This is a genomic window from beta proteobacterium MWH-UniP1 (genome assembly GCA_036362785.1).
Lineage (GTDB): Bacteria > Pseudomonadota > Gammaproteobacteria > Burkholderiales > Burkholderiaceae_A > Lacustribacter.
Window position 1 is genome coordinate 631,572 of record CP143625.1, and the last position, 11,890, is coordinate 643,461.

An 11,890-nucleotide genomic window follows, 5' to 3' on the forward strand; every position below is an offset into this window, starting at 1 on the left:
TGCGTTGAAAAAACACGGTTATGCTCACTTGAAGGATTGTCTTGTGCCGAAGGCCCGGCAAGAGATCATTAGAATTGGATCGGCAAGGATACGGGAATTTTCATGGCCGTTTTTATCCTTATCTTGATAACGATTTCTCAAATTGGAATATAGGAATGGACGTCGCGATTCTGGGTGGTGGGTGTTTTTGGTGCCTTGAGGCGGTTTATCAAAAGATGCGTGGGGTCCAGTCGGTGACCTCGGGCTATATGGGTGGGCATGTGGCCAACCCCAGTTACGAACAGGTCTGTGGCAAGCAGACTGGCCATGCCGAGGTGGTGCGGGTTGTGTTTGATCCTGCTGTGGTGAGTTACGAAGATCTGTTGGCGGTCTTTTTCACCATTCATGACCCAACCACGCCCAACCGGCAGGGCAATGATGTGGGGCCACAGTACCGCTCGGTGATTTTCGCCACATCGGATGCGCAGATGGCCACGGCTCGGGCAGCGATTGCTGTGTTAAACGGCGGCCCAGCAGCTGCAGATTGCCCCGCAGGCCTGGTGGCACGCTTTGCTGCCATGGCCCCAGGGGTGCCCATCGTGACCGAGTTGATTCAGGTCGGGGCGTCAGGCGAGGTGCCAGGCGAGGTGTCAGACACCCCGGGCAAGGTGTCTGACACCTCGCCTGACATCCCGCCTCAAGCAGTGCCTGACACCTTCTGGCCGGCGGAAGAGGAGCATCACAACTACTTTGAGCGCCACCCCTTCCAGGGCTATTGCCACTTCGTGGTGGCGCCAAAGGTGGTCAAGGCCCAGGCCTATTTTTCAGGGCTTATGCGCGACTAAGTTAGGGTGCCAGCCGCTCAATTGCCCACTGGGCGGGGCCGCCAAGGCCGGGTTGCAGGCGATAGCGGATGCGGTCATGAAGCCTGGACGGCCGCCCCTGCCAGAACTCAAAGGCGCTGGGGCTTAGCCGATACCCACCCCAATGGCTGGGCCGTGGTGGTTCCACCGACTGCTCTGCCGGGAATTTCTCCTGCAGGTTTTGCTGCCGAAGCTCCAGCCACTCTCGATTCGGAATCACTTCGCTCTGGGGCGAGGCCCAGGCGCCGAGTTTGCTGCCCAGGGGCCGCGAGTGGTAGTACTCATCGGACTCTTCGGCGCTGACCTTGGCCACCTTGCCATCAATTCGGACCTGGCGCTCTAGTTCAGGCCAGAAGAACACCAGACTGGCATAGGGATTGGCGGCTAAGCCCTGGCCCTTGCGGCTGTCGTAGTTGGTGAAAAAAGTAACGCCTTGTTCGTCGATGCCCTTGATCAGCACGATTCGGCCGGATGGCCGGCCATCGGGGTCGATCGTGCATAGGGTCATGGCGTTGGGCTCAAGTACCTCGGCCTGCATGGCCTCGTGAAACCAGCGCTCGAATTGGGCCTTGGGGCTGGGATCGACGTCGTGAATGTCTAGCGCCGCCTGTGCGTAGTCCTTGCGCAGGTCGGCAAGCCGTTGGGTATTGGATTTGGGAGTGACCATGGTTTTAGCGCTCTTCGGGGGATAAAAACAACCAGAAAACACCGCAACAGGGCGGTAGATCTCTCATTTTAGGCGGGATCCCCCTAGTGTTCGGCGTGGAAAGATGTCGATAAACTGTCCTAGACGTTCAATTGATTGTTTTAATCAATTAATAAGAAAGTATCAATTGGACTTTTCTAAACATCCTGCCTAGGATGCGGTCGTTCGAAGTTGGTCTTGGAAGGGCTCCAACCTCCAAAACCCATCTTCGGCACCGGTGCAAGTCCGCCTTAAAAAATCGGAAATTGTTGTTTAACTAAAGGAGATCGTAGTCATGCCTCAACTCAAAGGAAGCAAGACTCACCAGCATCTGAAAGATGCCTTCGCAGGTGAGAGCCAAGCAAACCGCCGTTACCTGTACTTCGCGAACAAGGCCGACGTAGAAGGCTACACCGAAGTCGCAGCACTGTTCCGCTCGACCGCAGAAGGCGAGACCGGCCACGCACACGGCCACCTCGACTACCTGGCCGAAGTGGGTGACCCCGCAACGGATATGCCCATTGGTGATTCCGCATCCAACCTGAAGTCTGCTGTTGCTGGCGAGACCCACGAGTACACCGACATGTACCCCGGTATGGCCAAAGACGCACGTGCTGAAGGCTTTGACGAAATCGCTGACTGGTTTGAGACCTTGGCCAAGGCCGAGCGCTCGCACGCCAACAAGTTCCAGAAGGCACTCGAAGCATTGGCAGCGTAATGCCGCGTGATTTGGGCTGATTCAGCCCAAATTGTGCTGAAGGAAAGCAGTTGATTTGCAAGGCCTCAGTCTTCTGGGGCCTTGCGGAACAGATGCTTCAAGACTCTGCGGTAAATCTGTTGTTCCCCTAATTCCCGGCAGTTCAAACAAGAGAGATCGGCTATGACGGTTCGTGAAGGTTCGTTAGAAGCGCCCACGCGGCATCCTATTGATTGGAAAAGCAAGGAGTTTTACGACGAGAAGGCCTGCTTCGATGAGATGGAGCGTGTCTTTGATATCTGCCACGGCTGCCGTCGTTGCGTGAGCCTTTGTAATTCCTTTCCCCGTCTGTTTGATTTGATTGACGAGGGCCCCACCGGCGAGATGGATGGTGTGCCCCGTGAAAAATATTGGGAAGTGGTCGACCAGTGTTATCTGTGCGATGTCTGCTACATGACCAAGTGCCCCTATGTGCCACCACACCCTTGGAACCTGGACTTTCCCCACCTGATGCTGCGGGCCAAGGCCATTCAGTTTAAGCAGGGCACGCCCACGAAATTCCGCGACACCACCTTATCGAACACCGCTGCCAACGGTAAGCTGGCATCGATCCCCATCGTTGTGCAGGCCGTGAACGCTTTGTCGAAAAACAAGACGGCCCGCGCATTAGGTGAAAAAGTTTTGGGCGTGCACAAAGACGCATGGCTGCCTGAGTTTGCAAGCAAGCCGTTTGAAAAGTCGCACGAAACATCCAAGCCGCTTCCTGTGAAAGACGGCGCCAAGACTCCAGGCAAGGTAGCGATCTATTCGACCTGCTATGTGAACTGGAACGAGCCGGGCATTGGCCATGACCTGATCAAAGTGTTACAGCACAACGAGATCCCGTATGTGGTGGTTGAAAAGCAGGCCTGCTGTGGCATGCCCAAGTTAGAACTCGGCGATTTGGAATCTGTCGAGGCCTTGGCGAAGCAGAATCTGCCGGTGTTGGCTAAGCTTGCCCGTGAAGGCTACGCCATCATGACGCCGATTCCTTCTTGTACGCTGATGTTTAAGCAAGAAATTCCGCTCATGTTCCCCAATGACGCCGATGCGCAGGCTGTCAAAGCCGCCATGTTTGATCCGTTTGAGTACTTTGTGAATCGAAACAAAGACGGCCTGTTGAAGACTGACTTCAAACAGGGCCTGGGCAATGTCTCGTATCACATTGCATGTCACCTGCGCGTGCAAAACGTCGGCCAAAAAACCCGCGAGATGTTGGAAATGGTGCCTGACACCACAGTGAATACTGTTGAGCGTTGCTCGGGCCATGCGGGTACCTGGGGCGTGAAGAAAGAGTTCCACGAGATCGCAATGAAGATCGGCCGCCCCGTATTTCGTCAGATGGGCGAGCACCCAAAGGCCAATGGTGGCAAGGGTGGCGAGCCTGATTTCGTGGCGTCGGACTGCCAGCTGGCGGGCCACCATATTGAGCAGGGCATGGCAGGAAAAGCAGACGGCAAGGTGGAACACCCGCTCTCCTTGCTGGCCAAAGCCTACGGGTATTAATTTATTTTTTAATAATGGAGTAACTGGAGAATGACCATGGCACAACTTTCACGTGATTCTCTTTGGACACTGGAGCACTACGCACGGATCCGTAATCAATTCCGTCAGGAAGTGATTGCCCACAAGAAGACTCGCCAAGTAGCGCTCGGGGATCACATCACCCTGTTTTTCGAAGACGAGAAGACCATTCGTTATCAAATTCAGGAAATGCTGCGCATTGAAAAAACATTTGAAGAAGCAGGCATTCAAGACGAACTCGATGCCTACAATCCATTGATTCCCGATGGTCGCAATTTCAAATGCACCATGATGATTGAGTATCCGGATCCTGAAATTCGTAAAGTCGAACTCGCCCGCTTAAAGGGTGTGGAAGACCGTGTCTGGATTCAAGTCGAGGGCCGCGAAAAAGTCTATGCCATTGCAGATGAAGATTTGGAGCGTGAAAACGACGAGAAGACGTCTTCGGTGCACTTTATGCGCTTTGAGTTAGATGAAGACATGGCCAGTGCATTGAAGTATGGCGTTGGTCTTGCCATGGGTGTTGATCATCCCAACTACAACGTTGTGGTTGATCCGGTGGCTCCCGAGACTCGTGCATCGCTGGTCAAAGACTTGGCCTGAGCCGTTTGTCCATGAGCGAGAAAGCAAAAAACGTTTTAGGGACCGAGCTGCAGCCCTGCAGCATGGACCCGCTCACTGGGTTTTTCCGTGATGGCTGCTGTAACACCTGCCAAGATGACTACGGTAGCCACACGGTCTGCGCCCAGATGACCGATGTGTTTTTAGAGTTTTCTAAATCCCGCGGCAACGACCTCAGCACGCCCAATCCTCAGTATCGCTTTCCTGGCCTAAAGGCCGGTGATCGATGGTGCGTCTGTGCGGCCCGCTGGCGGGAGGCTGCCGAGGCGGGCGTGGCACCCCCGGTGGTGCTGGAATCGACCCACGAACGGGCCCTGGAAGTGATTGCCTTGGCAGACTTGGAGTATCACGCCCTACAGGCGGCCTGATTTTTGGCCTATCTTTGATTCAGTTCAATAGAAGCGCTGGGGCGTTCCCGGCTTTCGGCGCAGAATTAAAAGCTGTTCATATCAAGGGAGAGGTCTGGGGGATTTCACATCTCAGGCCCGAAGCACCATGCCAGCATCAAAAGCCTCAGCCAAACGGTCAGCACCAGCCGTAAAGACCGCCAAGGTGACCACGAAGGTCACTTCGAGCACCCAAAACCCCAAAGCTATTCCCCGTAAGTCACGTGCCTCGAAAGCGGCATCTGTAGCGTCGACTGGCGAGAGGATTCGTTCGGTGGGGGCAGGTGATGTGCCGCCTGATCTCAGCCCCGAAGCATTAGAGCGCTATCTGGCAGATCGCGCCGTGCGATCAGCCCGTGGCAAACAAAAAGCAGCGGTCAGCGCTGTTTTGTCAGGTGCTTCTGCTGATCTTCCGCTGGCTCGGCGGGTAGACGATCTGCGCGCCATGATTGCTGGCGCATCGCCCGATGACGCGGCTGCGTTACGCAAGGCGATTATGTCAACGCCTTCTGCGGTAGATGCGGCCGGTGCCCTGCCAAGCAATCCAGATGATGAACTCTCAGCAGATTGGCGCGAAGGGGGCTATCCGTATAAAAACCTGATGCGTCGATCCACGTACGAGGCGCAGAAATACAAACTTCAGGTTGAACTTTTGAAGCTTCAGGCCTGGGTGAAAGAAAACGGTCAGCGTGTGGTGGTGCTGTTTGAGGGCCGCGATGCGGCCGGCAAAGGTGGCACGATTAAGCGCTTTATGGAGCATTTGAATCCGCGGGGTGCGCGTGTGGTGGCACTTGAAAAGCCATCAGAGATTGAGCGTGGCCAGTGGTATTTTCAGCGCTATGTGCAGCACCTCCCCACGGCGGGTGAGATCGCTTTGTTTGACCGCAGTTGGTATAACCGTGCGGGTGTAGAGCGGGTCATGGGCTTTTGCACCGATGCGGAATACAACGAGTTCATGCGGCAGGCCCCTGAGTTTGAGCGGCACTTGGTGCGTAGTGGTGTCTGGCTAATCAAGTTCTGGTTTTCTGTGAGCCAGAAAGAACAGCGCCGTCGATTCAAAGAGCGTGAGGTGCATCCCTTAAAGCAATGGAAATTAAGCCCGATTGATAAGCAATCACTGAACAAATGGAAAGACTACACCGCGGCCAAAGAGGCCATGTTTAGTCAGACCGATACCGCTGATGCGCCGTGGACAGTGATCAAGAGTGACTGTAAAAAACGGGCCCGTTTAAATGCCCTGCGTTATGTGTTGCACAAGCTGCCCTATGCGAACAAAGACGTGGAGCAAATCGGCCGGCTCGACCCTTTGATTGTTGGCCGTGCCCATGTGGTCTATGAGCGTGGCGAACGACCAGGAGAGCTTGGCACAGCGATTCTTTAGCAAAAAGGTGAAATAGCTTTATACGATTCATCACCACGCTAAAAGTCGACTCGTTCGCTTCTGTCATAATCGCCCAATGGATTTTGAGATTTTCCCGGTCACTGCCTTTCAACAAAACTGCTCATTGGTGGTCTGTCCTGAGACTCGCAAGGCCGCCTTTGTCGACCCTGGTGGCGACATTGAGCACCTGCAGGCGGTGGCCCAGCAGGCTGGCGTGGCGATTGAAAAAATCCTGCTCACCCACGGTCATATTGATCACTGTGGCCAGGCCGGTCTTCTGGCAGAGCGCCTGGGTGTGCCCATCGAAGGTCCCCATCAGGCGGACAATTTCTGGATCGAGCAGTTGAAGCATCAGGGCGACATGTTTGGCATGCATGGGGCAGATGCCTTCACGCCCGACCGTTGGCTCGAAGATGGCGACACCGTGACCGTTGGCCATCAGCGATTGGAAGTCATTCATTGCCCTGGCCATACGCCGGGCCACGTGGTGTTTGTGCATGCAAAAGATCGTGTCGCTTTTGTTGGCGATGTTTTGTTTGCAGGGTCGATTGGCCGAACCGATTTCCCCCAGGGCAATCACGCGCAACTGATTTCGTCGATCAAAGAAAAATTATTCCCGCTGGGGGACGACATTGAATTTGTCCCCGGGCATGGGCCCATGAGTACGTTTGGCGAAGAACGCCGATCCAATCCCTTTGTTGGAGAGTAAGTATGTCGAAGTATCAAACTGAAACCGTCTTGAGCGTGCATCATTGGAATGACACGCTGTTTAGTTTTACAACCACCCGCCGTCAGGGCCTGCGCTTTCGCAACGGTCATTTTTTAATGATTGGCTTGGAAGTCGATGGCAAGCCGCTGGTGCGTGCCTACAGTGTGGTCAGCCCAAACTATGAAGAGCACTTGGAGTTCTTGAGCATCAAGGTGCCTAACGGTCCGTTGACCTCACGGCTGCAGAACATCAAGGTCGGCGATCCGGTTTTGGTGAGTGAAAAATCAGTGGGCACCTTGGTGATTGATGACCTAAACCCGGGCAAACATCTCTATCTCTTTAGCACGGGCACTGGCATGGCGCCCTTCATGAGCATCATTCGTGACCCCGAGACTTATGAGCATTTTGAAAAAGTAATTCTGGTGCATGGGGTTCGCTTGGTCAGTGAGTTAGCCTATGCGGATTACCTGAAAAACGAACTGCCCAAAGATGAGTTTCTGGGCGAGATGGTCAGCAATCAGTTTATCTATTACCCCACCGTTACGCGCGAGGCCTTTAAGCAAACTGGCCGGCTGACCACGGCCATTGAGACCGGCCAGCTGTTTAAAGATATTGGCCTGCCACCGTTAGATCCTGCCGTTGATCGGGCCATGATTTGTGGAAGCCCTGCCATGCTGAAAGAAACATCTGAGATGTTGGATGCACGTGGCTTTAAAGTATCGCCCAGCCTGGGGTTGCCCGGCGACTATGTGTTTGAACGGGCCTTTGTTGAAAAGTAAAAAAAGGCGGTGTCAGACACCGCCTTTTTAAACAGCGGTGTCTGACACCGCCGGTTTTGTTTCGAGCGTTTGCTAAAGACTGCCCGGGCCTTTAGACCACCCCCTGGGCCAGCATGGCGTCAGCCACTTTCACAAAGCCAGCCACGTTGGCACCGGTGACATAGCTAAAGCTGCCGTCGGGGTTGCGGCCGTGGCGCAGGCAGGCCTCGTGGATATTGCGCATGATGGCATGCAACCGGGCATCCACTTCTTCACGCGACCAGGCCAGGCGGGTTGCGTTTTGGCTCATCTCTAAGCCTGATGTGGCCACGCCACCAGCGTTGCTGGCCTTGCCGGGGGCATAGAGCACGCCGTTACTTTCAAACACGCCAATTGCATCGATGGTGGTGGGCATGTTGGCGCCCTCGGCGACACAGATCACGCCGTTTTTCACCAGCTCTTCGGCGTCTTTTTTGTGAAGTTCGTTTTGGGTCGCGCAAGGCAGTGCGACATCAACGGGTACATGCCATGGCGTAGCGCCCGCGATAAATTTACTGCCGGGGACTTTTGCAGCGTATTCGCTGATGCGGCCATATTCCACGTTTTTGATGTGCATCAGCAGCTTGAGTTTTTCATCCGTCATGCCGGCCGTGTCGACCACGGTGCCGCTGGAGTCGGAAACAGTGACGACTTTCGCACCAAACTCCATGGCTTTTTCTGCGGCGTATTGGGCCACATTGCCAGACCCAGAGATGCTCACGCGCAGACCATCAAAACTGCGGCTCTTTTGTTTGAGCATTTCGTGGGCGAAGTAGACCGTGCCATAGCCGGTGGATTCGGGGCGAATGAGTGATCCGCCAAAACTGAGTCCCTTGCCGGTGAAAATGCAGTCCGAGCGGTTGCTCAGCTTTTTCATCATGCCGGCCATGTAGCCCACCTCACGACCACCTACACCAATGTCGCCTGCAGGAATGTCGGTATCAGAACCGAGATGGCGATAGAGCTCGCTGATAAACGCCTGGCAGAAACGCATGATCTCGCCGGGGCTTTTGCCCTTGGGATCAAAATCAGAGCCGCCTTTACCGCCGCCCATGGGCAGGGTGGTTAGTGCATTTTTAAAGGTCTGCTCGAATGCAAGAAACTTCAGAATCGACAGGTTGACCGAGGGGTGAAAACGCAGGCCGCCTTTGTAAGGGCCAATCGCTGAGTTGTGTTGAATGCGATAGCCCTTGTTCACGTGCACGTTGTTATGGTCGTCTACCCAAGAGATGCGGAACATGATCACGCGTTCGGGTTCGGTGAGCCGCTCCAGTAGACCGTGCTCAGAGTAATTCGGGTTCTCTTCGATAAAAGGCCACAGCGTTAAGAAAACCTCGGTGGCGGCTTGCAGGAATTCGGGTTCGTTGGGGTTGCGGCGGGCAAGGTTATTGAGAAAGTCTTGCGCAGATTTGTAATGAGACATGAGAGGGCCTGTGATTGGAGAATCTGTTTGAAATGTGACAAACCTGTGAATTTTTGCACTTTTAGGGTGCTTTTTTGGCCTCTTCAGCACTTTTTTTGTGCGGGAGATCAAAAAATATGATCCCGGGGGCCCCGCCGAACGGGACCAGCCATCAAGGCGGGTGTCAGCTTGGGTTGGCTTGGGTCAGATCGCCCCTGTGGGCCTGGGTCGACTGCTCGGGCGAAAAGCTGGCCTAGCGAACCTCGGGCTGAAGCGTGGCGTGATCAATGCCATGTTTTTCGCGAAGCATGGATTGGATTTTTGGCAGATCACGGGCCCAGTGGTCCAGGCTTTGGAGCTCTAAGTGGGCGGTCAGGGTGACATGTCCGGGACTGGTCTCCCAGATATGCAGGTTGTGCACTCTGAGTACTCCCGAAAGACTGGAGAGCTCTTTGCCCACAGTTTCGAAGTCGATATGGCTGGGCACATGCTCCATCAAGATCCCATAAGAGCTTTTCAGAAGGCCAGCGGTGGATTTAAGAATCAAGCCACAGACAAAGAGTGAGAGCAGTGGGTCGATGGGTGTCCAGCCGGTGAAATAAATCACCGCACCCGAGACCAGCGCTGCGACAGACCCCAGCAGGTCCCCCAGGACATGGACAAGCGCCGCCTTGGTGTTCAGGCTGTCTTGGTCTTTGGATAGCACCCAGGCCACGACGATATTGATCAACAAACCAACGCCAGCCACCAGCATGACAGTCTGGCCAGTGATTTCATGGGGGCTCTTAAAGCGGCCCATGGCTTCTATGGCAATCCAGATCGCCAGACCCAGCATGGCCAGTGAGTTGACAAAGGCGGCAAGCGCCTCGATCCGGCCATCACCGTAGGACCGCTGCGCAGACGGTGGGCGACGGGCCATCCACTGGGCGACGAGTGCCAAAAAGAGCGCGGTGGAGTCGGTCACCATGTGGCCTGCATCGGCCATGAGCGCAATCGAGCCCGAGTAAAGGGCGGCGAAAAACTCTACCCCCGCAAACCCCAGGGTGAGGGACACCGCAATGCCGAGCGCGCGGGCGTTGGTCTTGGCTCGGGCATGGCCAACGGCCGCATCGTGGGGATCGTGGTGATGGAGGTGGTCTTGCATGCCGGCATTCTAGCCGTAAGCAAGACAGGCCAGATGACCATCACCACAGAATTACTGGTGATGTCGAGTCTGAGCCGATTTCTGGCGCGTTGGCGACTCTCGCGCCCTTACGTTAATGGAATCTGGACCCAGCGTTTGAATTCCGGCTGCTCGCGCATGGCCGAAAACCAGGGCTTTAGGCCAGCGCATTCTGGGCCATCAATTGAGACGACGCCAATTCCATCGCAGCGGTAAGTGGCCGCGCTCATGATGATGTCGGCAAGGGTCATCTCATTGCCCACAATGAACTGTCGGCCCTGTAAATATTGATTGAGCACCTTCAAGGCATCCACTGTTTTCTTGCGTTCTTCTTCGATGCGCACCGGGTTACGTTGGGCTTCGGGCGTGCGGATGAGTTGCTGAAAGACAAACCCCATGGAGATGCAGAGTGTGCCAATGGCCCAATCCAGCCACTGGTCGACCTGGGCGCGTGATGCAGCATCTGTGGGGTAGAGCGTTTGTCCGGCCGTGATATTGCACAGGTATTTGCAGATGGCGTTGGATTCCCAAACGGTGGTGTCACCATCTTTGATCAGGGGAATTTTCCCGTGGGGATTCATGGCCAGAAACTCTGGCGAGTTGTTCACGCCAAACTGAAGCCCCGCATCAATCCGCTGATACGGAATCTGCAGGTGGTCTAAGACCCACAGGACTTTCTGAACATTGATGGAATTGGTTCGACCCCAGAGTGTGATCATTAGGACACCGTTTGGTAGTAGATATTTTGTGGATGACGGGCTTGTGCGAAAAAGAGCCATCGCTCAGACAGTAGCCCAAGATACTGGATTGGAAAGGCCAGTGCCAGTAGCGCGCGCGAATCTAAGCTGGTGCCCAGCAGAATCAAGATCACGGGCGCGGCGAAGCAAAGCCCCAGCATGAGCGATTTGATATTGCGTACAAAGAATTCGGTCTTGCCGTGGAAGAACTCCCGGGTGTTAAAGGCGCCTGCACTCATGCCCATGGATTTCTGTTGAATCACTGTGTTCTGAATGCCGGTGGCGCTTTGCAGTGTGGATTTGGGTTTAAGCGATGCATTGCGCTGCAAGGCCACCCAGCGGGTGGCCAGGCCAACGAGTGTGGCCACCACGGCCCAGAGCGCGGTCTTTTGGGTGAGCACCGTATCAGCACCGGTGAGTGCAAAGACAGAGGTGAGCAGCACCAGGCCAGAGGCCATGCCCAGCACAAAGTAGTTCACCACCGTGATGCTGTGGGCCCACTCTTGAATAAATTTTATGCAGGCATAGATCATGGCGGTGCAGTACCAGAGCAGGGCCGACATCAGGATGAGTGCCAGCACCAACAGGCTAGAGCCTGCGCCCATCAGTTCTAAGAGCGCCCAGAGTGCGGTTAGCCCAATAAAGATAGGTAACACAATGACTTCGCGCGACAGCCACGAGGTGCGCCACATGGCCGCAGCCCGCCAGGCCCGCTCGGGGTGGCCCAGGTGAAGGAACGATGCCCCTAGGCTGATGATGAGCAACACCACTGCAAAGACGAGTAGCCCAAACAGGTTGGGAATAGTCGCACCGGCCAGTGTGAGCACACTGAGAGCCACCACGAACCCTTGGGTGGCACCGAGCAGGGTGGTAAAGCTAATAACAGAGAACGCGGGATGCATAGTGGG

Annotated in this window: 13 protein-coding genes; 8 read left to right on the top strand and 5 right to left on the bottom strand. The window is 55.1% G+C overall.

The features are described 5' to 3' along the window. Positions 1 to 155: 155 nt before the first annotated feature. A complete protein-coding gene (gene msrA / locus AOB54_03085) occupies positions 156 to 824 on the top strand; it encodes a peptide-methionine (S)-S-oxide reductase MsrA (protein WVN42375.1) in 669 nt (222 codons plus the stop codon). 1 nt (position 825) lies between these two features. Here the strand turns inward: msrA and pdxH are convergent, their stop codons facing one another. Next, on the bottom strand, positions 826 to 1,509 hold the full coding sequence (pdxH, locus tag AOB54_03090) for a pyridoxamine 5'-phosphate oxidase (protein ID WVN42376.1): 684 nt from the start codon (positions 1,507 to 1,509) through the stop codon (positions 826 to 828). A 313-nt stretch (positions 1,510 to 1,822) separates the two neighbouring features. Between pdxH and AOB54_03095 the strand changes: the two genes are divergently transcribed. The 7 genes from AOB54_03095 to AOB54_03125 all read left to right on the top strand — a co-directional run bounded on the left by AOB54_03095 (position 1,823) and on the right by AOB54_03125 (position 7,663). Then, positions 1,823 to 2,245: a rubrerythrin family protein gene (locus AOB54_03095; GenBank protein ID WVN42377.1), complete on the top strand. Its 423-nt coding sequence runs from the start codon at positions 1,823 to 1,825 to the stop codon at positions 2,243 to 2,245. Between the two features lie 162 nt (positions 2,246 to 2,407). Beyond that, on the top strand, positions 2,408 to 3,769 hold the full coding sequence (locus AOB54_03100; protein ID WVN42378.1) for a heterodisulfide reductase-related iron-sulfur binding cluster: 1,362 nt from the start codon (positions 2,408 to 2,410) through the stop codon (positions 3,767 to 3,769). A 36-nt stretch (positions 3,770 to 3,805) separates the two neighbouring features. Beyond that, positions 3,806 to 4,390, top strand: coding sequence for a DUF3501 family protein (locus AOB54_03105; GenBank protein ID WVN42379.1), 585 nt, complete (start codon positions 3,806 to 3,808; stop codon positions 4,388 to 4,390). Between the two features lie 11 nt (positions 4,391 to 4,401). Continuing rightward, on the top strand, positions 4,402 to 4,776 hold the full coding sequence (locus tag AOB54_03110) for a DUF2237 domain-containing protein (GenBank protein ID WVN42380.1): 375 nt from the start codon (positions 4,402 to 4,404) through the stop codon (positions 4,774 to 4,776). 127 nt (positions 4,777 to 4,903) lie between these two features. Next, on the top strand, positions 4,904 to 6,175 hold the full coding sequence (ppk2, locus tag AOB54_03115; GenBank protein WVN42381.1) for a polyphosphate kinase 2: 1,272 nt from the start codon (positions 4,904 to 4,906) through the stop codon (positions 6,173 to 6,175). A gap of 76 nt (positions 6,176 to 6,251) precedes the next feature. After that, positions 6,252 to 6,884, top strand: a complete 633-nt coding sequence (locus AOB54_03120) for an MBL fold metallo-hydrolase (GenBank protein ID WVN42382.1) — start codon at positions 6,252 to 6,254, stop codon at positions 6,882 to 6,884. Between the two features lie 2 nt (positions 6,885 to 6,886). Next, a complete protein-coding gene (locus tag AOB54_03125; GenBank protein ID WVN42383.1) occupies positions 6,887 to 7,663 on the top strand; it encodes a ferredoxin--NADP reductase in 777 nt (258 codons plus the stop codon). 91 nt (positions 7,664 to 7,754) lie between these two features. Here AOB54_03125 and gdhA read toward each other — a convergent pair whose 3' ends face one another. From gdhA to AOB54_03145, 4 genes are all read right to left on the bottom strand, one after another. Beyond that, a complete protein-coding gene (gene gdhA, locus AOB54_03130; GenBank protein ID WVN42384.1) occupies positions 7,755 to 9,104 on the bottom strand; it encodes an NADP-specific glutamate dehydrogenase in 1,350 nt (449 codons plus the stop codon). A gap of 232 nt (positions 9,105 to 9,336) precedes the next feature. Beyond that, positions 9,337 to 10,227 carry a cation diffusion facilitator family transporter gene (locus AOB54_03135; protein WVN42385.1) on the bottom strand — a complete coding sequence of 297 codons (891 nt, stop codon included), beginning with the start codon at positions 10,225 to 10,227 and terminating at the stop codon, positions 9,337 to 9,339. Between the two features lie 107 nt (positions 10,228 to 10,334). Next, positions 10,335 to 10,964: a glutathione S-transferase family protein gene (locus AOB54_03140; protein ID WVN42386.1), complete on the bottom strand. Its 630-nt coding sequence runs from the start codon at positions 10,962 to 10,964 to the stop codon at positions 10,335 to 10,337. Then, a complete protein-coding gene (locus AOB54_03145) occupies positions 10,964 to 11,884 on the bottom strand; it encodes a DmsC/YnfH family molybdoenzyme membrane anchor subunit (GenBank protein WVN42387.1) in 921 nt (306 codons plus the stop codon). The genes AOB54_03140 and AOB54_03145 overlap by 1 nt, the downstream gene beginning before the upstream one ends. Between the last annotated feature and the right edge of the window lie 6 nt (positions 11,885 to 11,890).